At 61.9% G+C, this 22,211-nt stretch carries 21 protein-coding genes; 8 read left to right on the top strand and 13 right to left on the bottom strand.

Going from position 1 to position 22,211, the window contains the following annotated elements; translation table 11 throughout:
• Positions 1-229: 229 nt before the first annotated feature.
• Complete coding sequence (locus LPB73_RS28145) at positions 230-955, top strand: hypothetical protein (protein WP_231078923.1); 726 nt, start codon at positions 230-232, stop codon at positions 953-955.
• Between the two features lie 21 nt (positions 956-976).
• On the opposite strand, the gene LPB73_RS28140 is transcribed toward LPB73_RS28145, so the two are convergent.
• The 4 genes from LPB73_RS28140 to LPB73_RS28125 form a co-directional block, all read right to left on the bottom strand.
• Positions 977-1,441 (bottom strand): CAP domain-containing protein, encoded by a 465-nt coding sequence (locus tag LPB73_RS28140; protein ID WP_231078921.1) that lies wholly within the window; start codon positions 1,439-1,441, stop codon positions 977-979.
• A gap of 3 nt (positions 1,442-1,444) precedes the next feature.
• Entirely contained in the window at positions 1,445-1,681 is a 237-nt protein-coding gene (locus tag LPB73_RS28135) for a hypothetical protein (protein WP_231078920.1), read from the bottom strand.
• Between the two features lie 71 nt (positions 1,682-1,752).
• A complete protein-coding gene (locus LPB73_RS28130) occupies positions 1,753-2,010 on the bottom strand; it encodes a hypothetical protein (protein WP_231078919.1) in 258 nt (85 codons plus the stop codon).
• A gap of 474 nt (positions 2,011-2,484) precedes the next feature.
• Positions 2,485-3,501 (bottom strand): 2-dehydropantoate 2-reductase, encoded by a 1,017-nt coding sequence (locus LPB73_RS28125; RefSeq protein ID WP_231078918.1) that lies wholly within the window; start codon positions 3,499-3,501, stop codon positions 2,485-2,487.
• A 133-nt stretch (positions 3,502-3,634) separates the two neighbouring features.
• Between LPB73_RS28125 and LPB73_RS28120 the strand changes: the two genes are divergently transcribed.
• Together LPB73_RS28120 and LPB73_RS28115 are read left to right on the top strand one after the other, a co-directional pair.
• On the top strand, positions 3,635-4,264 hold the full coding sequence (locus tag LPB73_RS28120; protein ID WP_231078917.1) for a YidB family protein: 630 nt from the start codon (positions 3,635-3,637) through the stop codon (positions 4,262-4,264).
• Positions 4,265-4,291: 27 nt separating this feature from the next.
• Positions 4,292-4,561, top strand: coding sequence for a GlsB/YeaQ/YmgE family stress response membrane protein (locus LPB73_RS28115; RefSeq protein ID WP_089267746.1), 270 nt, complete (start codon positions 4,292-4,294; stop codon positions 4,559-4,561).
• Positions 4,562-4,635: 74 nt separating this feature from the next.
• Here the strand turns inward: LPB73_RS28115 and LPB73_RS28110 are convergent, their stop codons facing one another.
• Complete coding sequence (locus LPB73_RS28110; protein WP_231078916.1) at positions 4,636-5,421, bottom strand: SDR family NAD(P)-dependent oxidoreductase; 786 nt, start codon at positions 5,419-5,421, stop codon at positions 4,636-4,638.
• A 256-nt stretch (positions 5,422-5,677) separates the two neighbouring features.
• Here LPB73_RS28110 and LPB73_RS28105 point away from each other — a divergent pair, with 256 nt between their 5' ends.
• Genes LPB73_RS28105 through LPB73_RS28095 form a run of 3 tightly spaced genes read left to right on the top strand, consistent with a single transcriptional unit; the run spans position 5,678 to position 8,762 of the window.
• Positions 5,678-6,742: an acyl-CoA dehydrogenase family protein gene (locus LPB73_RS28105; protein WP_231078915.1), complete on the top strand. Its 1,065-nt coding sequence runs from the start codon at positions 5,678-5,680 to the stop codon at positions 6,740-6,742.
• Between the two features lie 27 nt (positions 6,743-6,769).
• Entirely contained in the window at positions 6,770-7,930 is a 1,161-nt protein-coding gene (locus tag LPB73_RS28100) for an acyl-CoA dehydrogenase family protein (protein ID WP_231078914.1), read from the top strand.
• Positions 7,931-7,955: 25 nt separating this feature from the next.
• Positions 7,956-8,762 (top strand): enoyl-CoA hydratase/isomerase family protein, encoded by an 807-nt coding sequence (locus tag LPB73_RS28095; RefSeq protein ID WP_089267749.1) that lies wholly within the window; start codon positions 7,956-7,958, stop codon positions 8,760-8,762.
• A gap of 100 nt (positions 8,763-8,862) precedes the next feature.
• On the opposite strand, the gene LPB73_RS28090 is transcribed toward LPB73_RS28095, so the two are convergent.
• From LPB73_RS28090 to LPB73_RS28075, 4 genes are all read right to left on the bottom strand, one after another.
• Entirely contained in the window at positions 8,863-10,989 is a 2,127-nt protein-coding gene (locus LPB73_RS28090) for an acetate--CoA ligase family protein (RefSeq protein WP_231078913.1), read from the bottom strand.
• Between the two features lie 110 nt (positions 10,990-11,099).
• Entirely contained in the window at positions 11,100-11,861 is a 762-nt protein-coding gene (locus LPB73_RS28085) for a hypothetical protein (protein WP_414716833.1), read from the bottom strand.
• 2 nt (positions 11,862-11,863) lie between these two features.
• Positions 11,864-12,652: an enoyl-CoA hydratase gene (locus tag LPB73_RS28080; RefSeq protein ID WP_231078911.1), complete on the bottom strand. Its 789-nt coding sequence runs from the start codon at positions 12,650-12,652 to the stop codon at positions 11,864-11,866.
• 52 nt (positions 12,653-12,704) lie between these two features.
• Positions 12,705-13,910 carry an ABC transporter substrate-binding protein gene (locus tag LPB73_RS28075; protein ID WP_089267753.1) on the bottom strand — a complete coding sequence of 402 codons (1,206 nt, stop codon included), beginning with the start codon at positions 13,908-13,910 and terminating at the stop codon, positions 12,705-12,707.
• A 195-nt stretch (positions 13,911-14,105) separates the two neighbouring features.
• Between LPB73_RS28075 and LPB73_RS28070 the strand changes: the two genes are divergently transcribed.
• The gene (locus LPB73_RS28070; RefSeq protein WP_231078910.1) at positions 14,106-14,894 is read left to right on the top strand and encodes a thermonuclease family protein; all 789 of its coding nucleotides are present in this window, start codon (positions 14,106-14,108) and stop codon (positions 14,892-14,894) included.
• A 101-nt stretch (positions 14,895-14,995) separates the two neighbouring features.
• On the top strand, positions 14,996-16,459 hold the full coding sequence (locus tag LPB73_RS28065; protein WP_414716832.1) for a M48 family metalloprotease: 1,464 nt from the start codon (positions 14,996-14,998) through the stop codon (positions 16,457-16,459).
• A gap of 84 nt (positions 16,460-16,543) precedes the next feature.
• On the opposite strand, the gene LPB73_RS28060 is transcribed toward LPB73_RS28065, so the two are convergent.
• The 4 genes from LPB73_RS28060 to LPB73_RS28045 all read right to left on the bottom strand — a co-directional run bounded on the left by LPB73_RS28060 (position 16,544) and on the right by LPB73_RS28045 (position 22,149).
• The gene (locus LPB73_RS28060) at positions 16,544-17,608 is read right to left on the bottom strand and encodes a CarD family transcriptional regulator (protein ID WP_414716831.1); all 1,065 of its coding nucleotides are present in this window, start codon (positions 17,606-17,608) and stop codon (positions 16,544-16,546) included.
• Positions 17,609-17,867: 259 nt separating this feature from the next.
• Positions 17,868-18,206, bottom strand: coding sequence for a ferredoxin FdxA (gene fdxA / locus LPB73_RS28055; RefSeq protein WP_068730400.1), 339 nt, complete (start codon positions 18,204-18,206; stop codon positions 17,868-17,870).
• 151 nt (positions 18,207-18,357) lie between these two features.
• On the bottom strand, positions 18,358-18,627 hold the full coding sequence (locus tag LPB73_RS28050) for an RNA-binding S4 domain-containing protein (RefSeq protein ID WP_089267756.1): 270 nt from the start codon (positions 18,625-18,627) through the stop codon (positions 18,358-18,360).
• Between the two features lie 48 nt (positions 18,628-18,675).
• Complete coding sequence (locus tag LPB73_RS28045) at positions 18,676-22,149, bottom strand: helicase-related protein (protein WP_231078908.1); 3,474 nt, start codon at positions 22,147-22,149, stop codon at positions 18,676-18,678.
• Positions 22,150-22,211 lie beyond the last annotated feature (62 nt).

Genomic DNA, 22,211 nt, shown 5'->3' with positions numbered 1-22,211 from the left:
GGACGTGAGCCCGTCGCTTCGCAAACTACGTGTGGTCCCGTGTAGGTGATTGCGCGTCGAGTAGCAGCGCGATCCGAAAACTACTGTCAAGAATGACTCAAAACTCTGAAGTCATCAATTTCAGTGATATGAGAGCAGCAACAGATCTCTCCCTGAAAACACTTCTACATCAGCGTTGTATCGCGAAATAACGCCGGTCTGCCTACCACATGACCGCACTGATGCAGTCATGCTGCACTTGCTCCAAAAGCGGGGAGAAGTAACACATCCGAGGTTGAAAAATGGCCCACAAATGGCGAGAATTGGGTTTGTTATCTACATCGGAACCTACGTGGCTCATTTGTCCGCATACAAGTCACTCATATTTGCGCTACTGACGACCGCATCACTCTCCAGTCTTGCGTTGATGTCTTCGCCTGCTCGTGCGCAATGGTGGACTGCCGCGCCTGCGGACTATGAAGATTGCGCCGAGCGCATCGAAAAATCGACGGCTTCGAAAGACGCCAAGGCTACGGCGCTGTCGGATTGCGAAAGCAAGTTCGCGGGACGGCGCAAGCGCGGTGGCGGCTATACGTATCACGACTTCATGCAGAACCGCAGCTTTGATATCGCTGGCCCGAACCCAACCACGGCTGAACAGAAGGCGATCGACGAGCAGTACAAGATCTATCTGGACAATCAGCGTCGCAGCGTCATCGTCGCGGCCTTCGCTGAAAAGCAGCGCGAAGCGCAAACCCAGGCTGCGCTCGAAACGGACTTTCGGCAGACCGCGGAAACCCCAAGCGACGCGAAGCCTGTCGTGCTACCTAGGCCTCGGCCCAAAGTGCGCGCCAAGGAGCCGGACTGCGCGATCGAGCCGCTTACCTGCGGGTGGTCCAAATTGTCATCGGGGCTGAAAGACATCAAGGACGCGCTGTTCGGCACGCCCGCGCCGGCCAAGACCAAGCGCACTTGAGCCATAGCAACCCGTCAAGTATCAATCCGTGATCACCATCGCCCAGAACATCCGGTAGGGCGACTTGGGATTGGCGACGTAAGCGACACCGACCTTGCGTGCGCCGGACATGAGCAGGTTCTCGCGATGACCTGGGCTCTCTTCCCATTGCTTCAACGTTTCGGGAAATGTCAGGAAGCCCGCTGCGATGTTCTCTGCTGCTTTGGATTTGCGGAGCTTCCCCACACGTGCGGAGAAAACACCGCCAACCTCGTGGCTGACCTTGCCGGTGGATGACATCGCCTGCGCCTGAGCAAGCGCGACCGCATTCAGTTTACTGTCCAGCGTGACAGAGGAGAGCTTGTGCGCTCGGCGAAAGGCACTGATCTGGCTCGCATAATCCGCCGCTCTGCTTTCGACAATGGTTGCCACGATCAACGCACCACAGAGCACAAACAACCTCAGGGGGCGGTAGGTCATGACAATCGCTTCACGGATCAGATTCAATGACTATACCGACGACGTTGCGCAGACGATCGCGGCAGCGGGCTTGCGAGCATGCGCAGGCGCCTGCACTTCAGTCGCGCGTCGTTGCTCGGCAAGCCGGGCATCATAACCCGGCGACGGGGTGACCGTCGGAGGAACCACAAATGCAGGTGCGATGGCACCAATGCTTAGTATCACCGCAACCACAGCGATAGCGGCCCAGGATTTCCGCTTCAAGACCTTCAAAAACAGGGTTCGCATCGATCGCTCCACCCAAGAAAACGGCCTGAAGCGCTAACGAACTTCAGGCCGGCTTCGTTCAGTACGAAAGCTTACTTCTTGGCCTTCTTGGCCTTTGCAGTCTTAGTCACCTTGGTAGCCTTCGTGGCAACCTTCTTCGCCTTGCGGCGACGATGACCGAGCGGAATGCCAAGCTTGATGGCTTTCTGACGCAGCGAACCACCGGTGCGCTTCATCTCCTTGGAAATCTTCTCGAGCGGGGTCTGGGCCTTCGAATGCGCCTTCAGGATCTTCACGTCTTCCTTGGTGTACTCGCGACGGACGAGTTTCTTTTTCGCTTTCTTGGCCATTGTAGCTCCGATTGTTAGTTGAATAATTCGACCGGCACACGCTTTGCCGATGATATGAAAGGATCAAACGCCCAGCCCGGCGCGCGAAGCGCGAACCACCGTCAAATCACGCGGCCTTCTATACTAAAGATGTCGCGAATGACATAGCCCCTGATGTCACATCATGATGTCTAGTATTGAACCAGCCGTACTCCTGCGAGCCTTCTTCACGACGCGAACTGCTACTCGTCTGCGAATAACGGGCTAAAAGACGCTTTACATCTCATTTACTGAGAATTCACCGACGCGTATCCGCAATTGATATTTAACGGATAATCATCGGCTTGATGCGAATGCAACGGATAATGGTACCATCGCATTGACCGGCAGACGCAATTGGAGCATTCGGATAGTTGAGTCCGCCGATAGTAGCCGAAATGATTAGTAACATTCTCGTAATGATAGCGCCGAAGCCGGTCCAACACTCCCTTCAGCTCAATCAATTTCACGTTCACTGCGAATCTGATCTGGCGTGAGTGCGGGCGATCCCCTGCCTAACGTCTCTGCGTGCTTGATCAGTGTCATCACGCGCAGCGATAGCGGAGCCGTGATCTGATATTTCGCCGCCAGCTCAACGACGACACCCTGCAAATAGTCAATCTCGGTGCGTCGATCGCGCTGCAGATCCTCCCACATGGACGAGCGCGCATTTGCGTCGATCTTCATCGTCCGCCCGAGCAGCATATTGAACAGGCCGTCAGGTAGCCGTAGCAAATGCGGCGTTAGTAGCGCAGGGATCGGCGTCGCCGAGATGGGCTTGATACCGGCGACTTTCAGAACGGCCAGGCCTTCCGCCATTTGATCGGCGAATAACGAGCGCCACGCGCGCTGTGCAAGCTGCGACCGCAGCGGTATATCCGACAGCGCATTGAGCGCGTTGTTCAAATTGACCAGCAGCTTACCCCACTGGACACCGACGATATCGTCGCTCGCAAGGACGGCAAGATGCGGCACGGATAGCTCCGAAGCGGTATCGGCCCCATCGCGTTCGACGACGATGTTTCCGGACGTTGCGCGGTGAACATGACCATCGTCCTTTGCGATGACATTAAATGGCACCATTCCGCCGAGGATGCGGCGCCCGGGCAGAGCTGCGCGCAGGACTCCGACATTGCCGACGCCGTTCTGCAGGCTGACGACGATCGCGTCTTTCGCTGCATGATCCCCGATCAGCCTCGCCATCTCCGCCGTATCGCCGCTCTTGACCGCGACCAGAATGATCTTCGCCTCGCTCATGATGGCGGGGTCATCCGACAGCCGCAGCTGGCCGGGAGCGAGACGTTGATCAAGTCCCTCGAAGCTCGTCAGCCTCAGACCGTGCCCCTCGATGCTGTCCACGATGCGCCGCCGCGCCAGTATGGCGACGTCGCGGCCGGCTGCCGCCAGGATGCCACCCACGAAACAGCCGATACTGCCGGCACCGGCGATACAAATGGGCCGCGTTTCGATCACGTCATCTCCCGTTCATCCAGCATCCGTTACTAGCAAAATGCCGCAGCGCTGCCTATCGGCGGAACCGACGCGCCTTGTAGGCGTCATACCGCGCAGCTATGCTTTCGCCGGGCTGGCAGAACAGGAGATGATCATGGGTTTGCTCGACATTCTGAATGGCATGGCCAACGGGCCGCGTGGCCCCAGCGATCCCGACGACAAGAGCGGCGGCATGTCGCCGATGACGATGGCGATCCTCGCGCTGCTCGCCTACAAAGGCTACAAGCACTTCACTGGCAGCCAACCGGCGGCACAGGGGCACGCGCAAGAAATCCCGCCGCCGAATACAACGCAGGCCAGCGTGCAGGATGGCGGCCTCGGTGGTATGCTTGGCGGCCTCCTCGGCGGAAATTCTGGCACTGCAGCAGGCGGTGGCGGCCTCGGCGACCTTCTGAAGGGCCCGCTCGGCGGTCTGTTAGCGGGTGGAGCTGCCGGCAGCGTGCTTAGCGGTGGCCTCGGCGACCTGCTCAAGCAGTTCCAGCAGAACGGCCATGGCGACGCCGCTGATTCCTGGGTCAGTTCCGGCCCGAACAAGCAGATCTCGCCTAATGATCTCGGCGCCGCACTTGGCGCGGATCAGATCGCGCAACTGACGTCGCGCACCGGCATGTCCCGCGAGCAGCTTCTCGCGGAGCTGAGCAACGAACTGCCCGATGCCGTTAATCAGTTCACACCGCATGGCCGGCTACCCACGGAAGACGAAGTTAAGTCCAGCTGGGTTTAAAGCGCACTTGAAAGAGGGGATATTGCTATGATCTGGATTCTCGTTGTGGGCTTTGTCGCTGGCATTATCGCCCGCCTTCTGTCACCGGGGCCAAACAATCCCAGCGGCTTCATCCTGACTACGATCCTGGGTATTGCCGGCGCATTCCTGGCGACATTCATCGGCCAGCAGATCGGCCATTACGGCCCGAACCAGGGTGCCGGCTTCATCACCGCCACGATCGGCGCGCTGGTGGTGCTGTTCATCTGGAACAGACTGGTTGCCCGCCGGATGATTTCCGATCCGGGCAATCGCTGACGTGCCTGCAGTCGAGAATGAAAAAAGCCTCGGGCATCACCCGAGGCTTTTTGCTGTTTGACGCAGGTTTCCGATCAGGCCAGCAGATGCATGCCGGCATCCATCCGCACCAACTCGCCCGTCATATTGCTCGATGGCGACGTGGCGAGGAAGCAGATCAAGGCGGCGACGTCCTCCGCGGTCGAGGCCACCTTCAGCGGAACTCGCGCGATTACGGCATCGCGAACTTTGGCAGCGCCGTCCGCACCGCGTCCCTTGGTGAACCATGGCGTATCGATATAGCCAGGGCAGACCGTATTGACGCGGATCAGCGGAGCCAATGCCCGGCCGAGCGACAGCGTCATCGAATTCAGCGCGCCCTTGCTGGCGGCATAGGCGACTGACGAACCGCCGCCTGTGATACCGGCCATCGACGAGACATTGACGACGGCCGAAGCACGACCCGACGCCTTGGCGCCGGCTTCGAGCAAGGCACGCGCCGCACGCACCATCTGATAGGGCCCGATCGTGTTGACCGCATAGATGCGCTGGAAATCTTCCGCGGACAGGCCATCGAGATCGTGATGCGGCACATGCTTGGTCATGCCGGCATTGTTGATCAGCGCATCGAGCCGCCCCCAGTGCTGGGCAGCCGCGACGATGTTCTTGCAATCGTCGTCCTTCGATACATCGCCTTGAACCACGATGACTTCGGTTGCACCCGCATCGCGGCACAGCTCGGCAGTGGCTTCGGCTTCCTTCTGACTCGACGAATAGTTGATGACAATACGGGCGCCGTCCTTGGCGAGAATGGCGGCGGTCGCAGCACCAAGCCCCGATGCCGACCCTGTAATCACGACGCACAAACCGTCACTTGCCATCTGCATTTCCTCTGCTTGTTCTGCCGCTGATGCGATCTACCATAATGCGGTCGCGCTGGTATACAACGCGGCACAAGTTCGCTTTGCGGAATTAAATTGCGTCGCACCAACATATCATGCCGCCACCGCAGGCCCCTCTGCGGCCAGCCCGCTTGTCTTCCTTCCGCCTTTTCCGCATCATGAATGCAAGAAAAGTGGCAGCGCCCATGCCCGGCATTCCCTGCCGAATGAGATGCGCTAGCACACGGGGAACGCCTTGACGGACGCAGACAATATCGTTGCGGAAACCGCGGAACGTATTTTCGCCGATCTCGCTGACGCACAGACCATCAATCACGACAAGAACGGCAGCTGGAAAGCGCCGCTCTGGCAGGCACTGACCGATGCTGGCCTGCCGCTCTCATGGGTGCCTGAAGAGTGCGACGGCTCCGGCACCAGCATGGCCGAAGGTTTCAGCGTCCTCAGCGTCGCCGGCCGCGCCGGCGTTGCGGTGCCGCTCGCCGAGACCATGCTGGCAGGCTGGCTGCTCACCCAGGCCCAGATCAAATCGCCGGCAGGAATGATGACCGTCGCGCCGGCAAGCCCGCGCGATCGCCTCACGCTCAACGCGGATGGTACAATCACCGGCCGCGCACGTGGCGTGCCGTTCGCGAAGGATGCGAAATACATCGCCGTCGTCGCCTCCGGCATTGGCGGCGCCTCTATTGCCCTGGTCGACGCCAGCGCCTGCCGGATTGAGGGTGGGCTCGGTCTGGCCGATGACCCGTCCGACACGGTGCATTTCGACGCTGTGAAGCCGGTGACCCTTCAATCTGCACCATCGGGCTTCGATCAGAACGCGCTGTTGCTGATGGGCGCACTCGTGCGCAGCCAGCAGATTGCCGGTGCACTGGAAACCATGCTCGGCATCGGCGTGAACTATTCCGGCGAGCGCGTGGCGTTCGAGAAGAAGATCTCGAAATTCCAGGCGGTGCAGCACAATCTGGCGAAGCTCGCAGGCGAGACCTCGGCAGCCCTCGCCGCTGCCAGTTCCGCGGCTGACGCCTTCTCCAGCGGGGCACCGCTTGACGACGCGCTCTTCCTCGAGGCCGCCGCTGCAAAGATCCGTTGCTCCGAGGCCGCCGAAAAGGGCGCCGCCATCGCGCATCAGGTTCTTGGGGCCATCGGCTTCACGCAGGAGCACATCCTGCATCGCTACACGCTGCGCGCATTGGCATGGCGCGATGATTTCGGCAGCGAGAGCTACTGGGCGGTCGAGCTCGGCAAACTGGTCGCTGCGCGCGGTGCCGACGAGCTGTGGCCTCTGGTCGCTTCGCGCTGATCGAATACAAGTAACGAGATCTTTCACATGACCGCAGCCCTTCGTTTCGATCCGATCCGCCTTCCGCCCGAATGCGAGCAGTTGCGCAAGGAAGTCCGCGCGTTCCTCGCCGAGGAAATCGCCGCCGGCACTTTCGATCCGCACAAGCCCCAGCGCGAGGACTCGGACAATCCCGAATTCAGCAAGCGCGTCGGCGAACGCGGTTGGCTAGGCATGACCTGGCCCAAGAAATATGGCGGCCACGAACGCTCGTTCCTTGAACGCTACGTTGTTACCGAGGAGATGCGCGTTGCCAACGCGCCGGTGCGCCGCTTTTTCGTCGCTGACCGCCAGAGCGGCCCGGTGCTGCTGAAATACGCGCCCGAACACATCAAGATGGATATCCTGCCGCGCATCTGCCGCGGCGAGGTCTGCTTCTCTATCGGCATGAGCGAACCGAATTCCGGCTCCGACCTGTTCGCCGCCAAGACCAAGGCCACCAAGACCGACGGCGGCTGGCTCATCAATGGCAGCAAGATCTGGACGACCTCGGCGCATATGGCCGACTACATGATCGCGATCTTCCGCACATCGGCCCCGACCAAGGAAAATCGCCGCCACGGGTTGACGCAGTTTCTGGTCAATATGAAGACACCGGGTATCACCGTGAACCCGATCGCGCAGATCACCGGCCAGTATGAATTCAACGAAGTCGTCTTCACCGATCACTTCGTGCCGGACGACCACATGCTGGGCGAAATCGACAGCGCCTGGAAACAAGCCACCAGTGAGCTCGCTTATGAGCGATCCGGCCCCGAACGTTTCCTTGAGACCTATTACGTGCTGACTGAACTGGTCCGCGCTGTCGGCCCGGAACCGGACACCCGCAGCGCCGAAGGCATCGGCCGCCTTGTCGCGCAGCTGCACACGATGCGGCGCATGTCGGTGTCGGTGGCCGGCATGCTGCAGGCCGGCAAGGAGCCGGTGGTGGAAGCGTCCATCGTCAAGGATATCGGCACAATCTGGGAGCAGCAGTTGCCGCATCGCGTGCGCGAACTCGCAGCCTTCGTCGACGACAACGCCTCGAACCACGCCACGCTGGACGAAATGCTCGGCTTCGCCATCAAGACGGCACCGAAACTCACCATTCAGGGCGGCACCACCGAAGTCCTGCGCGGCATCATCGCGCGCGGACTTGGTCTGCGCTGATCCATCCATTCAACAGAGAGCCATCATGACCACCTACAAAGACATCGGCGTCGAGACCCGCGGCCACATTGCGATTATCGAGATTCGCAAGCCGCCTCTGAACTTCTTCGACATCCTGCTGATCCAGCAGATCGCCAACGCGCTGGACGAGATCGATGCCAATCCCGAAATCCGGGCGACGGTTCTGTGCGCGCAAGGCAAGGCGTTCTGCGCCGGCGCCGATTTCAGCGATCCCAACCGCAAGGAAACCGAAGCGGCCGCCAAAAGCGGCGACCCCGCTGACAATCTCGGTTCCATCGGCCATCTCTATATGGAAGCCGTGCGTATCTTCCGCGCCAAGAAGCCGATCGTCGCCGCCGTCCAGGGCGCAGCCATCGGCGGTGGCCTCGGCCTCGCGGTGTCGGCCGATTTCCGCGTAGCTTGCCCGGAAACCCGCTTCGCTGCCAATTTCACCAAGCTCGGCTTCCATCCCGGCTTCGGCCTCACTGTGGCGTTGACCGAGCTGATCGGCAAGAATAACGCCGAGCTGATGTTCTATACATCGCGCCGCGTCGGCGGTGAGGAAGCCTTGAAGATGGGCCTCGCCAATGTGCTGGTGCCGCAGGCCGAGGTCCGCGACGCCGCCATCAGGCTTGCGGAAGAAATCGCGGAATGCTCGCCGCTCGGCCTGCTTTCGACCCGCGCCACCATGCGCAACGGCCTCGCCGACCGCGTCGCCAAGGCGACGGAGCACGAACTCGCCGAACAGACGCGCCTGCGTAAGACAGAAGATTTCAAGGAAGGCGTTGCGGCGACTGCCGAACGCCGGGTGCCGAACTTCAAGGGGCGCTAAGTCCCCGTCGGGTTTGTTTTTCAAACCTCACTTGGAAATGGCCGGGCAGCGCGAAGCGAGCTTCGCTAGACGCCCCGGCCATTTTTATTTGACGGCCGCGCTACCCCTTCCTCACCACCAACGCATCGACGATGGTGACGCCCTCGCCCGCCGGATGCACGAGCACGGGATTGAGTTCGATCTCCGCGATCTCGCCCTCGAACTGCGCCGCAAGCTGCGAGAGCTGCGCAATCAGCTCCGCCGCCGCCGACACATCGGCCTTCAGCGCGCCGCGAAAGCCGTTCAGCAACGGCGCGGCCCTGAGTGCGCCTAGCATGGAAGCAGCCTCAGCGGCACTCACGGGCGCCGGACGATAGACCACGTCCTTGAACAATTCCGCCGTCACTCCACCAAGGCCGACCATCACCATCGGCCCAAAGGTCTCATCCAGTAGTGTGCCCACGATGATCTCGACACCCTTGCTAGCCATCGGCGAAACGAGCACGCCCTGCAGCGCGGCCTGCGGTCGGTGCTGCCGGGCGCTGGCGGTCAGCGCATCATAGGCAGCTGAGGCTTCATTCTTCGTGGTGATGTTGACCCTGACGCCGCCAACCTCGCTCTTGTGCGGAATGTCGCGTGACTGGATCTTCATCGCCAGCGGGAAGCCGATCTTGGCAATCGCTGCATCCAGCGCCGATCTGTCGGTGACAAGAACCTCGCCTGGCAGCGCGACACCGGCAATCTGCAGCAGCGTCTTGCTGTCATACTCGGAGAGCGTCGGCGCGGTCAGATGCTCAACCAGATCGTTCGGCGCAGCCGCGACCGTGGCGACCGGTTCAGCCAGATTGAAACTGGCGTGATCGACAAGTCGCCTCAATGCGACGCTGACATGCGTGAGGCCGGATAACACGACCACACCGGATTCGGCGAGACCGGTGCGCGCAAAATTGGACGGCAGCGTATAGGACCAGAACACGATCGGTTTGCTCTGCGCAGCAATGACGGGCTTCAGCTCCGGCGTCTTGAACGGCATCCGCGTCTCGCTCGATAGCGAGATGACCACCAAGATTGCATCGACCTCGTCAGACCTGTCGAGCAATTCAATGGTCTTTTGTAGCCCGCCACTATGCACCGCTTGGGCCGTGATATCGATCGGATTGCATGGCGACCCGTAGGACGGGATCAGCCCGCGAATCGCCGCCTGAACGCCGTCCGACAATTCGGGCACCTGCAGCCCCTGCGCCGACACGGCATCAGCGCCCCAGATACCTGCGCCGCCCGAGACGGTGACGACAGCGACGCGATCGCCCTTCGGCAGCGGCGACGTGGTCAGCACGGCGGCGATGGTCACCGCTTCGTCGAGATCGTTGGAGACGATGAAGCCATAACGCGCGAACACCGCATCATAGGCAGCCGTCCAGCCCGCCATGCTGGCGGTATGCGAGGCTGCTGCGCGCCCGCCAGCACCGGAGCGGCCAACCTTTACGACGATGACCGGCTTGCCGAGCTCCGCTGCCTTGCGAGCCGCGGCGAGAAATTTGTCGACGTCGCGAATGCCCTCGATGAACAGCAGGATCACGTCGGTTGCCGTATCCTGCACCATGTAGTCGAAGAATTCGCCGGCGCCGAGATCGGACTCGTTGCCGGTCGAGATCACGGTGCTCAGAGCAATGCCGAGCGACTTGGCGCGGTTATAGATCGCAAAGCCGATGCCGCCGGATTGTGCGACGATGCCGATCCGCTTCGTGGTAGCGGCCAGCGGTAGCTGATCCGGCCTTACATCAACGGTTGGGCTGAAGGTCGCGGCAATGCCGGCGATCTGGTTGTAGTACCCCTCGGCGTTCGGTCCGGAGATCCGCATCCCCGTGCGCTTCGCCAGCGTCGCAATAGCATCCTGCATCGCGATGGAATCGCCGCCTTCCTCGGCAAAGCCGGAGGAGATGACGATGGCGTGTTTGACGCCGAGCGTCGCGCACTCCTCAAGCGCGCCGAGCACGACACGCGCAGGAATGATCACGATGGCGAGATCTATCGGCTGCCCGATGGCTGCGATGCTCGGATGGCACGTCAGCCCATCGATATCCGGATAGTTCGGATTGACCGGATAGATCGCGCCGGAGAACTGGTTCTTGCGCAGAAAGGAGAGAAGCAGGCCCGGGATCTTCGTGACATCGCGGGAGGCGCCAATGATGGCGATGCTAGATGGATTGAAGAACGAGTCCAGCGGATGCGGACATGTCACAGTCATGGCATTTCCCGTTTATTGTTGTTGCCGTAGCGTTTCCGAGCGAAGTGGATACCGGTTCGCATGAAGGAAACGCGTCAGAACAAGAAGGGATCGTGCGGCGATTGCCGCAATCACGCAACGACGCGAAACGTGACCCCGGCCAGCAGAAATGCATCCCCGGCGCAAGGACAGCCACGCGCCCGTGCACTGCCGAGCACCTGCGCAACGTCGTTGACGCGAAAGGTGAGCCCGGTCATTGCCTCTGCCTTGCCCTTGGCGAAGCGCAAACAGCCGTTCGTGAACGCGATCTGCGGATCGTCGTTGCGGGCCGAGGTCAGCGGCACGCCGATGATATTGCTCCAGTGCTGCGCTAGATCGTAATGGTCCGGACTCTGCAGCTCGACCTCGGTGAGCGCGCGCGTGATGTCGTGGCGGATCGCGTCCTGCCAGTCCGGACCGGCCGGTGGATACGGCCCGAAATCGTCGTCGCTGTCTTTGGTGTGATTGAACTCGATGAAGGCGGCCCGGCAATCGCGTGGATGCAATTGCACGCCGTGATAGGGCGGATGATCGATCACATTGGCGGTGCGCACGCCGATGCTGGCGGCGAAGCGCCCGCGCTCGTCAGGATCCTCGCAGGACAGGATCACCATATAGCCGCCGCGCCCGCCGGATTTCTCCATGAACCGCCCGGCCGCCGTGCCCGGCTGCGTCGGCGCGACCACTTCGAGCAACGTCGCCTCAACCGGCATCAGTGCATTTTCGAGGCCGTATTTGCCGACATGGGGGTCGCGGTAGCAGATATCCAGGCCGAGAATGGCCGCGATATCGCTCACCACCGGCTCCAGATGCGGAGCGACCAGACAAACTTGCCGCAACCGCATCTGGCTCATGGTCATTGCCCCTTGAAGACCGGCTTGCGCTTCTCGACGAAGGCCTGGGCGGCCTCCTTGTGATCGTCGGTGTCGCTGCAGCGGGTGTGATGGATCGACTCGGCGTCGAAACAGGCTTCGAGCGTCATCGTCTCGGCATTGTTGATGTTGGTCTTGATGTAACCGTAGGTGATGCTCGGGCCCTGGGCGAGTGACATCGCCAGGTCGCGCGCCGCTGTCTCCACCTCGGCGTCATCGACGACCTTGGTCACCATACCGAGCGCCAGCGCTTCCTGTGCGGAGAGCACCGGCGACATCAGATAGAGCTCGCGTGCCTTGGCGCTGCCGAGCATCTTGGTCAGGAAATAGGTGCCGCCATAATCACCGGAGAAGCCGACCTTGGCGAAAGCCGTGGTGATCTTCACCGATTTGCTGGCGACACGGAGATCGCAGGACAGCGCGATCGAAAGACCGGCGCCTGCGGCCGCACCGTCGAGCTGCGCCACCACCGGCTTCGGCATCTGGTGCAGAATGCGCGACACTTCCATGCCGCGGCGCAGATTGGCGCGCTTGGCCTCGAACGGCAGCGGCGCGCGGCCGGCCGCCATCGACTTGACGTCGCCACCGACACAGAACGTGCCGCCGGCGCCCTTGATGAGCACGGCGCGGACGTCGTGATCTTCCTGCGCACGGCGTGCTGCCGCGACCAGCCCCTGTGTCATCTCCGGATTGAGCGCATTGCGCCGATCCGGACGATTCATGGTGATGGTCAGAAGACCGTTGTCGAGGTCCTGCAGGACGATGTCGCTCATGATTGCGCTCCTTGTTGTTCTTGATCGTCCGGCAAGCTTCAGGCCCCGACGATTACTTTTTCACCAGCGGACAGCGCGAGGCCTCCAGCGGCTGGAACGCCTGCTCTGCGGGAACGGTTGCCAGCAGCTTGTAGTCGTCCCAACGGCCCTTGGATTCCGACGGCTTCTTCACCTCGAACAGGTACATGTCATGCACCATGCGCCCATCCTCGCGAATCCGGCCATTCTTGGCGAACATGTCGTTAATCGGCGTCTCCTTCATGAGCTTCATGACCGGAGCCGAGTCCGTGGTGCCGGCGGCCTTCACGGCCTTGAGATAATGCAGCACCGATGAATACACGCCGGCCTGGGCCGATGTCGGCACGCGCTTGGTGCGCTCCTGGAAGCGCTTGGTGAACGCGCGCGTCTCGTCATTGAGATCCCAGTAGAACGCTTCCGCCAGGATCAGGCCCTGTGCAGTATCAAGACCGACGCTGTCGATGTCGGAGATGAAGGCCAGCAGCGGCGACAGTTTCTGGCCACCGCTACGCGTCAGGCCGAATTCGGCCGCCTGCTTGATCGCGGTGATGGTATCACCGCCGGCATTGGCGAGGCCGACGACCTTGGCTTTCGAGCTCTGCGCCTGCAGCAGGAAGGACGAGAAGTCGGACGTATTCAGCGGATGCTTGACCGATCCCAGCACCTTGCCGCCGGCCTTGGTCACGACAGCCGTGGTGTCTTTCTCGAGGTCCGCGCCGAATGCATAGTCGGCCGACAGGAAGAACCAGGTGTCGAGACCGTTTTTCACCGTGGCGAGACCGGTCACATTGGCCTGCGCGTAAGTGTCGAACACGTAATGCACCGTATAGGGGCCGCAGGCCTCGTTGCTGAGGCGGATTGAGCCCGGGCCGTTGAAGATGATGATCTTGTTGCGCGCACGCGCGATCTCGCTCGCAGCCAGCGCGGTCGCCGATGCCGCAACGTCGATGATCGCCTCGACACCTTGATTGTCGAGCATGTCGCGCGCGATGTTGGCGGACAGATCGGCCTTGTTGAGATGGTCCGCAGCAATGATCTCGATCTTACGGCCCAGCACTTCACCGCCGAAATCTTCCGCAGCCATCTTCGCAGCGGTTTCGCTGCCAACGCCGGTGATATCGGCATACAGGCCCGACATATCGAGAATTGCACCGAGCTTCAGCGGCTTGGTCTGCGCCATGGCACTTGTGGCCGCGAATGCCATTGCTGACGCCAGCAGACCTGAAATGATCTTCTTCAAAAGTCCCTCCCTCAGACGCGCCGTTGTTGTTCGTGCGCGGTGTTGTTGTTATCGCGATAATGCCGCAATGGAACAACAGCGGCAAGCGGCGGCGCTGCCAAGAATAGCTGCAAAGACATCAAGGTTTTCCGCAAAGCGGAATGGATTGCTGGCTATGATAGACGAGAGGTTGACCGGAGCTCGCAGGGTGGCGTGATGCGTGCCGCATCAGCAAAGTGTGACGTGTCGCATGCCGCAACGCTGTTGCTGGCAGTGATCGCCATTTCAACATCCGCGCAATCTGCGTCGGCGGCCTGCATGTTCGCCGCCCAGGGCGAAGGTCGTGTCGCCGACGTGATCGATGTCAGAACATTGCGTTTGAGCGACGGCAACGTAATCCGTCTGGCGGGGATCGAGCCGATCGCAAACTCATCAGGGCCGACGAACGATCTCTCGACACTCGTTGTCGGCCGCGATGTCACGTTGCATGGCGAAAGCGATATGCCGGATCGCTACGGCCGACAACCGGCTTTTGTCTTCGTCGATCCCACTGCGCCGTCGCTCCAGGCGCAGCTTCTGGCACAGGGCGCCGCCCTCGCCTCTGGCGCGATTTCCGACAAGGCCTGTGCGGCGGAACTCGCCGCTGCAGAAGGCTTGGCCCGCCGGCTGAAGCGCGGAATCTGGGCTCAAACCAACGTCATAAAAAACGCGGAAAGTCCCGGCGATATCTTGGCCGATGTGGGGCGTTTCGGGGTGGTCGAGGGGCGGGTTCTGTCGGTTCGCCAGGCCGGGACGGTGACCTACGTCAATTTCGGGCGTCGCTGGACTGAGGACTTTGCGGTGACCGTTTCAAGGCGCATGATAGCCGCCTTCGAGACGGCAGGAATTATGCTTAAGTCCCTGGAAAGACGAAATATTCGCGTTCGGGGATGGATCGAGAGGCGCGGCGGGCCGCGGATCGAGGCGCTCGGGGTGTGGCAGATCGAAGTGGTCGGGGACAAGTAGGCCACTTGGGCAGCAAGATCGCTTGAGCGAAGATGATTTGGGCGAATGGGCTGTTTGGGCAGAGAGTGGACGACGTGACGGGTGTGGGACGGCAAACCAGCTTGAGCCGCCGCCTTTGGGCTGCGCCTGCCCTGCTGTGCGCCGCGCTCGCTCTATCGGCCTGCGGCGATGCCAGCCGGTTCGAGGCCGCCTCGTCGGTCAAGCCGACGGTGCCGGCCAAGCCGCCGAAGCCTGCCGTGGTGCAGACCCCGGCCGCCGAGAAAGAACACGAGCGCATCCTCGCATCCTATGGCGGCGCCTATGACGACCCGCGGCTGGAATCACTGATCACCAAGACCGTCGATCGGCTGGTCGCTGCCTCTGAGCGACCGGACCTCGCCTACAAGGTCACGATCCTCAATTCCGGCGCCGTCAACGCCTTCGCCCTGCCGACCGGACAACTCTATGTCACGCGCGGCCTGATCGCGCTGGCCAGCGATACATCCGAGATTTCATCGGTGCTGTCGCACGAGATGGCGCATGTGCTCGCCAAACACGCGTCCATCCGCGAGGAGCAGGCACGGCAGGCCTCGATCGTCACGCGCGTCGTCACCGATATGGGCAGCGATCCCGATCTCACTGCGCTCGCGCTCGCCAAATCCAAACTGACGATGGCGAGCTTCTCGCGCGCGCAGGAATTCGAAGCCGACGGCATAGGCGTAGGCATCTCGGCCCGCGCAAAGTTCGATCCCTATGGCGCGTCGCGCTTTCTCGCTGCGATGGAGCGTAACGCGGCGCTGAAGGCCAGCCGCACGCCGCTCGATCCCCGCGCGCAGGACTTCCTGTCGTCCCATCCGGCGACGCCCGAGCGCGTGCAGAATGCGCAAGCCAATGCGCGGCAATATTCCTCGCCCGATGGCGGCGAGCGCGATCGCGAGACCTATCTCTCGGCCATCGACGGCATCGTCTATGGCGAGGACCCGAGCGAGGGCTTCGTGCGCGGCCGCCGCTTCCTGCATCCCAAGCTCGGCTTCACCTTCCAGGCGCCGGAGGCCTTCACTCTCGACAATACGGCGCAGGCGGTGATCGGCGTGCGCGAAGGCGGCAATCAGGCCATGCGCTTCGATGTGGTCCGCGTACCATCCGAACAGACGCTGAGCGACTACCTCAATTCCGGATGGATGGAGAATGTCGACAAAGCCACCACGGAGGAGCTGACCATCAACGGCTTCCCGGCAGCGTCCGCCATCGCGCGCGGCGACCAGTGGCAATTCCGCGTTTACGCGTTGCGCTTCGGCAGCGACGTCTACCGCTTCATCTTCGCTGCCAAGCAGAAGAGCACCGAGAGCGAACGCAACGCCCGCGACACCGTCAACTCGTTCCGCCGCCTGACCCTGGCCGAGATTCAGGCCGCCCGTCCGCTGCGCATCAAGGTGATCACCGTGCAGCCCGGAGACACCGTGGAGTCACTGTCGCATCGCATGAGCGGCGTCGATCGTCCACTGGAGCGCTTCCGCGTATTAAATGGGCTCGAGAACAATGCCAGCGTGAAAGCCCGCGACCGCGTCAAGGTCGTGGTGGATTGAGATCCACCCAAGTACTTGCTCATAGACAACAAAAAAGCCCGGCCTCTCGGCCGGGCTTTTCGTATTCAACTTGCGAGACGCTGCTTACGCAGCCTCGTCCGCGGCGGCGACATCATCGTCACCATCGCTATCGGCCTCGTCAGCACCGGCTTCGGCGCCTGCCTCGGCCTTGGCGCCACGGCGCGGGCTCTTGGCGAGCTGGCCTTCGATCTCCTTGACCGCTTCGGTCTCGGTGACGTGCTGAACCACCGCGATTTCGCGCGACAGACGATCGAGAGCTGCTTCATACAGCTGACGTTCGCTGTAGGACTGCTCGGGCTGCGAGTCGGAGCGGAACAGATCGCGGACCACTTCGGCGATGGCAACGATATCGCCCGAGTTGATCTTCGCTTCGTATTCCTGTGCGCGGCGCGACCACATGGTGCGCTTGATGCGGGCACGGCCCTTCAGTGTCTCCAGCGCGCGCTTGACCAGCGCCGGCTCGGACAGCTTGCGCATGCCGACATTCGCGACCTTCGCGGTCGGAACGCGCAGGGTCATCTTGTCCTTCATGAAATTGATCACGAAGAGTTCAAGCCTGGCGCCTGCAATTTCCTGCTCTTCGATGGCGAGGATCTGGCCAACACCATGCGCCGGATAGACCACGAATTCGTTGGTCTTGAAGCCCTGACGCTGGGTCAGTGGCTTCTTCGGCTCTTCGACGCGCGGAGCCGCAGCGGGCGCCGGCTTGGCGGCAACCGGTTTGGCAACGACCGGCTTCGCAGCAACCTTGGCAACTTCCTTCGGCGCAGCAGCCTTCACAGCAGGAGCGGCGGCGGGAGCCTTCGCAGCCGTCTTCGGCGCAGCAGGCTTGGCGGCAGTGGTCTTCGAAGCAGCAGCCTTCGGGGCAGGTTTGGCAGTCTTGTTGGGCATTGCACTTCTTTTATTTTTGGAGGACTTTTCAGCCGCAGCCTTCGCGGCGGTCCGGGTGTCCTTGACAGGAGCCCGGGCACGGCCTTTGGTGACAGAATTCTTCGCAGCAGGACCCTTCACAACGCGGCTCGCCGCAGTTGTTTTCTTGGAAGCCTTCGGATCCAAAACCTTCGAAGCAGTAGCCTTCTTCGAAACAGCAGCCTTGGAAACACTCTTTTTACGCGTTTTCTGTGACACAGCCTGCGCGTGGAAACCGCCACGCCCCTGTTTGATGTTTAAACGGGAACCCGGCAGGGCCAAATCGAGCGGCACCACATGGTCCAGCTTCTTGAATTGTGCCTATTATAGCACATTTCCCGCAAAAATCAATGATTTATGCCCTGTCGCGGCCGCTCGGCGGCCGCTTCCGGGGCATAATCGGGGCTAGGGTAAATTTCGTGTGGCTGGGGGTATCGGGGTCACCCGATCAATTGCTTGATCGTTGTGACCGGGGAACTCAGTCGCCCTTGCCAGGCGCCGCCGAGAAATACTTCTCGTACTTGCCTTCCTGACCATCGAATTCCTTGGCTTCGGGCAGTTCGTCGATCTTCTGGGTGATGTTCGGCCACGTCTTGGCGTGTTCCAGATTGATCTGCAGCCACTTCTCGATATTGCCTTCGGTGTCCGGCTTGATCGCGTCAGCGGGACATTCCGGCTCGCAGACACCGCAATCAATGCATTCGTCCGGATGGATGACCAGCATGTTTTCACCCTCGTAGAAGCAGTCCACGGGACACACTTCGACGCAGTCGGTGTATTTACATTTGATGCAATTGTCGGTGACGACGTAAGTCATCCAGAACTCCGGAAACGATCGATATTCAATGTTTGCGTAGCGCACCAACCCCGCTGCCGCAAGGGATGCAGCCGGCATAGGTCAGGGCATTTCGACCAAGGAAAAAGCCTGCCACGAAACCATCGTTGGACGCGGCATCTAGCCTAGATAGTTACTCCGGAAGGTGTTGCAAATCGGTATAGAGCACGCGCGCCGCAGTGGCATCGCCACGCCGTTCCGAGAAGCCCTCGACCTTCATCACCCGCACGGTGCGATCCAGCGCCACCGTGAGCACGTCGCCGATCTTCACACCATGGCCCGGCGATTTCTCGCGCTCGCCATTGATGCGAACCTTGCCGCCTTCCACCAGCGCAGCGGCACTGGTGCGGGCCTTGACCACCCGCGCGTGCCACAGCCATTTATCGAGACGCTGGCGCTCCAACCGACACACCACCAAATGGCGGCTCGGTGCCGCCTTACATGACCTGCATCAATCCTTGCGGCCGCTGAGCTGTTCCTTGAGCGCGGCGAGTTTCGCGAAGGGGGAGTTCGGATCGATCGGACGGTCCCGTTCGCGCGGTGCGGCCGATGTTGCGAACGGACGGGTCGCGCCGCCGCGGTCGTTGCCACGGCCCTCACGGCCCTTGTCGCCGCCCTTGAAGGGGCCTTTGCCCTTGCCCTGGAAGCGTTCGCGCTCACGCGGCGGACGACCGGCATCGCCCGGCTTGTTGTCGCGGTTACCGCGATTGCCACGGTTGTCGCGGTTCGGCGCCCCTTCGGCGGAGACCGCGGCGGCCGGTGCATCGCTGCGCGGACGACGGAACTCGTTGTTATTGTTGCGATCGCGGCGCCCTTGGCCTCCGCGATCATGCCGCTCGCGCTTTTCGCCATCGGCCACGGCGCCTTCGGCGGGAGCCGACTGCGTAGCGCCCTGCGGGGCGTTGGTGTTGCGATGGTGGCGGTTGCGGTCGTGGCGCGGCGGACGGCGTTCTTCCGAACGGCCACCCGGACGCCAGACTTCGACCAGTTCGGGCTCGGCAGCGACGGCAGGAACCGCAGCGGCGTCGCCCTCGGCAGGCGCAGCGGCATCGGCCACGGCAGCAGGTGCGGTCTCGGCAGCAGTCTCGGCCTCGGCAACGGCCGCAGCGGGCTCTGGCTGCGCTTCGACGGAAGCTGTCTCTTCAACAGACGCCGCTTCCGGCTCGGCGCTGGGCACCAGTGCGACTTCAGGCAACAGCGATGCAGACGGCACGGCTGCAGCTTCCACGGCCGGGGCCACTTCGGTCGCAACCTCGGCAGGTGCGACATCCGCAGTCGCGATCTCAGCTGTCTCGGCCGCCTCAGCGGCAGCCTCGACTGCAATGACATTGTCCTCACCGGGCTTGTCGGACTCGGCAAGTCCCACCAGGGCGTCGGGCTGATCGCCGGTGTTGTCGTCAGCCTTGACCTCGATCGGCGTCGTCGCAGCGACCGGCTTCGGCGGTGCCGGCGGCAGCGGCGCCTTCTTCTCCATGCGATAGCCCAGGGCACGCAGGATCGAGGCGAAATCCTCGCCGGCCGAGCCGGTGAGCGAGGTCATCGCCTGCGTCACCACGAAGTGGCGGCCATCGAAGGCGCCGGCGGGCTTCTCGCCCGGTGACGCTTCGCGCCAAGCGAGAGCTGGACGGATCAGATCGGCAAGACGTTCGAGAATATCGACGCGCACGGCGCGCTCGCCGCACTGGCGATAGCCAAGCACGCGATAGGCATCGCGATCGAGCAACTTGTCGACCGGGAAGGATGTACGGCCCGACCCTGCGAGATGCTGCGCGCTCGACAGCGCCGACATATCGACATTGTCCTGCTTCAACGCCCAGAGCAGCGCCGCGAGCGAACGCCCCGCAGGCTTCAGCAGGCCGGGAATATAAATATGATAGGCGCCGAACCGGACACCGTATTTGCGCAAGGTCGCGCGCGACGGCTGATCGAGATCCTTCATCTCGGTCGCGATCTTCTGCCGCTCCAGCACGCCCAGCGCTTCGGTGAGCTGGAAGGCGATGCCGCGCGCGATGCCGGTGATGTCTTCGGCCTTGGTGAGATCGAACAGCGGCCCGAGCAGCTTCTCAATATGCATCTTCAGCCAGAGATCGAGACGGGCCTGAACCGCATCGCGCGGCGCGCCGGAGAGGCGCTCGTCGGCGATGATACGGAGACGGGGATGCAGCACGTCGTCGGCTGCGACCAGACGGGCCACCGCATCGCCGGTCCAGCGCATGGTGCCGTCGGAGGCGAGCACGAACTGATCGTCCGGCGCGTTGCCGAGTTTCTCGGCGCGCGCGTCGATCTCGCCGGCCAGCGCCTTCAGCGCCGTGGCCTGCAAGGCCTTCGCATCCGAGCCAGCCTCGGCCGCATCGGGCAAAAATGTAAATCCGTCGAGACGGCCAATTACATGGCCCTCTACGATCACTTCGCCCGTCTTACCAATTTCAGTATTCAGCATCGTGTTTTCCCGCAAGCGGCGCATCAATACACTGGTACGACGATCAACGAAACGCTCAGTGAGCCTCTCATGAAGGGCATCTGACAGTTTATTTTCCAATTCGCGCGAAATTCCCTGCCAATGATCGGGATCTGAGAGCCAATCGGGACGATTTGCCACGAATGTCCAGGTCCGGATTTGCGCGATTCGGCCCGATAATGTGTCGATATCGCCATCGGTTCGGTCCGCTTGCGCGATTTGAGCGCCAAACCAGGCATCGGGGATGCGCCCACGCTGCATCAGGAAGTTGAAGATAGTGACTACCAGCTCTGCGTGTGCAGCGGGCGCGATGCGGCGGTAATCTGGAATCTGGCACGCATCCCACAGTTTCTCGACGGCGACCTTGCCCTGCGCCATTTCGCGCACGTCGACGTCACGGACGGCATGATCGAGCACGCGCAGGTCCTCGGCGATCGGCGCACGGGTCAGCGCCTCATGGCGCGGCACCTCCGCCAGCGACACCTGCAGCGACGCGATCGATGAGAAATCCAGCTTCGAATTGCGCCACTGCAGCACCTTCACCGGCTCGAAGATGTGGTTCTGCAACTGATTGACGAGTTCGGGCTCGAACGGCTCGCAGCGGCCTGTGGTGCCGAAGGTACCGTTGCGCGTCGCGCGGCCGGCGCGGCCGGCGATCTGTGCGAATTCCGACGGCGTCAGGCGACGGAATTGATAGCCGTCATATTTGCGGTCACTGGCAAATGCGACGTGATCGACGTCGAGATTGAGGCCCATTCCGACCGCGTCGGTTGCCACTAGGTAGTCAACGTCACCATTCTGGAACATCGCGACCTGCGCGTTGCGGGTGCGCGGCGACAGCGAGCCCAATACGACTGCAGCGCCGCCATGCTGGCGCTTGATGAGTTCGGCAATCGCATAAACTTCGTCGGCGGAAAATGCGACAATCGCTGTCCTGCGCGGCTGCCGCGTGATCTTGCGATCGCCGGCGAATTCCAGATGCGACAGACGCGGCCGGGTGACAATGCTGGCGCCGGGCAGCAGCCGCTCGATGATCGGGCGCATGGTGGCGGCGCCGAGCAGCAGCGTCTCGTCGCGGCCGCGGCGATGCAGGATGCGATCGGTGAAGACATGGCCGCGCTCGAGATCTGCCGCTATCTGGATCTCGTCGACGGCCAGAAACGACACGTCGAGATCCCGCGGCATCGCCTCGACGGTGGAGACCCAGTAGCGCGGCTTGGCGGGCTTGATCTTCTCCTCGCCGGTGATCAGCGCCACGGCTTCGGGGCCGACGCGGTCCAAAATTTTATTATAGACCTCGCGCGCCAGCAGGCGCAGCGGCAGGCCGATGATGCCCGACGAATGCGCGAGCATGCGCTCGATGGCGAGGTGGGTCTTGCCGGTATTGGTGGGGCCGAGCACCGCGGTGACGCCGGCGCCGGGGGCCCTGCCGTTGGACAGCGTGGGCGGAGAAGACAAAAAGGCCATGTTTTTCAGATATTTCCGCGTCGCCGACTGTCAAGACCGAGACAGGTTACGACGCTTCAGAG

The sequence above is a fragment of the Tardiphaga sp. 37S4 genome (assembly GCF_021044645.1).
GTDB classification, from domain to species: Bacteria; Pseudomonadota; Alphaproteobacteria; order Rhizobiales; family Xanthobacteraceae; genus Tardiphaga; species Tardiphaga robiniae.
The sequence above is the reverse complement of the archived record's forward strand: the minus strand, read 5'-3'. Positions and strand labels throughout refer to the sequence as shown.

Bases quoted from the DNA above. Each gene is read 5' to 3' on its own strand.
- LPB73_RS28070 (WP_231078910.1), top strand. From the start codon at position 14,106: ATGCGTGCCGCATCAGCAAAGTGTGACGTGTCGCATGCCGCAACGCTG.
- LPB73_RS28115 (WP_089267746.1), top strand. From the start codon at position 4,292: ATGATCTGGATTCTCGTTGTGGGCTTTGTCGCTGGCATTATCGCCCGC.
- LPB73_RS28130 (WP_231078919.1), bottom strand. From the start codon at position 2,010: ATGGCCAAGAAAGCGAAAAAGAAACTCGTCCGTCGCGAGTACACCAAG.
- LPB73_RS28120 (WP_231078917.1), top strand. From the start codon at position 3,635: ATGGGTTTGCTCGACATTCTGAATGGCATGGCCAACGGGCCGCGTGGC.
- fdxA (WP_068730400.1), bottom strand. From the start codon at position 18,206: ATGACTTACGTCGTCACCGACAATTGCATCAAATGTAAATACACCGAC.
- LPB73_RS28145 (WP_231078923.1), top strand. From the start codon at position 230: ATGCTGCACTTGCTCCAAAAGCGGGGAGAAGTAACACATCCGAGGTTG.
- LPB73_RS28110 (WP_231078916.1), bottom strand. From the start codon at position 5,421: ATGGCAAGTGACGGTTTGTGCGTCGTGATTACAGGGTCGGCATCGGGG.
- LPB73_RS28095 (WP_089267749.1), top strand. From the start codon at position 7,956: ATGACCACCTACAAAGACATCGGCGTCGAGACCCGCGGCCACATTGCG.
- LPB73_RS28100 (WP_231078914.1), top strand. From the start codon at position 6,770: ATGACCGCAGCCCTTCGTTTCGATCCGATCCGCCTTCCGCCCGAATGC.
- LPB73_RS28080 (WP_231078911.1), bottom strand. From the start codon at position 12,652: ATGAGCGACATCGTCCTGCAGGACCTCGACAACGGTCTTCTGACCATC.
- LPB73_RS28090 (WP_231078913.1), bottom strand. From the start codon at position 10,989: ATGACTGTGACATGTCCGCATCCGCTGGACTCGTTCTTCAATCCATCT.
- LPB73_RS28045 (WP_231078908.1), bottom strand. From the start codon at position 22,149: ATGGCCTTTTTGTCTTCTCCGCCCACGCTGTCCAACGGCAGGGCCCCC.
- LPB73_RS28085 (WP_414716833.1), bottom strand. From the start codon at position 11,861: ATGAGCCAGATGCGGTTGCGGCAAGTTTGTCTGGTCGCTCCGCATCTG.
- LPB73_RS28135 (WP_231078920.1), bottom strand. From the start codon at position 1,681: ATGCGAACCCTGTTTTTGAAGGTCTTGAAGCGGAAATCCTGGGCCGCT.